The 1,331-nt window shown below is 52.7% G+C and carries 1 rRNA gene; it reads right to left on the bottom strand.

The annotated features are described in order from the left end of the window. Window positions 1-67: 67 nt before the first annotated feature. Window positions 68-1,331 (bottom strand): 23S ribosomal RNA (locus tag ABWW58_RS17090); the annotation flags it as partial.

The following is a 1,331-nucleotide window of genomic DNA, read 5'->3' as shown; positions in this document are numbered from 1 at the left end:
AACCGGCTCACATGAGCCTTCAAAACCGGTAACGAACGTATACGCATTGTCAAGTCATCCAAAGTTCTGGGTTAAGCCCTCGACCGATTAGTATCTGTCCGCTTCACACGTCACCGTGCTTCCACTCCAGACCTATCAACCTCATCATCTCTAAGGGGTCTTACTGATTTAAAATCATGGGAAATCTCATCTTGAAGGGGGCTTCATGCTTAGATGCTTTCAGCACTTATCCCGTCCACACATAGCTACCCAGCGTATGCTCCTGGCGGAACAACTGGTACACCAGCGGTGTGTCCATCCCGGTCCTCTCGTACTAAGGACAGCTCTTCTCAAATTTCCTACGCCCGCGACGGATAGGGACCGAACTGTCTCACGACGTTCTGAACCCAGCTCGCGTACCGCTTTAATGGGCGAACAGCCCAACCCTTGGGACCTACTTCAGCCCCAGGATGCGATGAGCCGACATCGAGGTGCCAAACCTCCCCGTCGATGTGAACTCTTGGGGGAGATAAGCCTGTTATCCCCAGGGTAGCTTTTATCCGTTGAGCGATGGCCCTTCCATGCGGTGCCACCGGATCACTAAGCCCGACTTTCGTCCCTGCTCGACTTGTAGGTCTCGCAGTCAAGCTCCCTTGTGCCTTTACACTCTGCGAATGATTTCCAACCATTCTGAGGGAACCTTTGGGCGCCTCCGTTACCTTTTAGGAGGCGACCGCCCCAGTCAAACTGCCCACCTGACACTGTCTCCGAACCGGATCACGGTTCAGGGTTAGAATGTCGATATCGTCAGGGCAGTATCCCACCGATGCCTCCACCGAACCTAGCGGTCCGGTTTCAAAGGCTCCTGCCTATCCTGTACAAACGATACCCACATCCAATATCAAGCTGCAGTAAAGCTCCATGGGGTCTTTCCGTCCTGTCGCGGGTAACCTGCATCTTCACAGGTACTATAATTTCACCGGGTCTCTCGTTGAGACAGTATCCAAATCGTTACACCTTTCGTGCGGGTCGGAACTTACCCGACAAGGAATTTCGCTACCTTAGGACCGTTATAGTTACGGCCGCCGTTTACTGGGGCTTCAATTCAAAGCTTCTCCCGAAGGATAACCTCTCCTTTTAACCTTCCAGCACCGGGCAGGTGTCAGCCCCTATACATCACCTTACGGTTTAGCAGAAACCTGTGTTTTTGGTAAACAGTCGCTTGGATCTTTTCACTGCGGCTCATCGGACCCGTAGGTCCGACGAGCACCCCTTCTCCCGAAGTTACGGGGTGATTTTGCCGAGTTCCTTAACGAGAGTTCTCCCGAGCGTCTTAGAATTCTCTTCTTGCC

Source organism: Sporolactobacillus caesalpiniae (assembly GCF_040513385.1).
Lineage (GTDB): Bacteria > Bacillota > Bacilli > Bacillales > Sporolactobacillaceae > Sporolactobacillus.
This window is presented reverse-complemented; position numbering and strand designations above follow the sequence as displayed.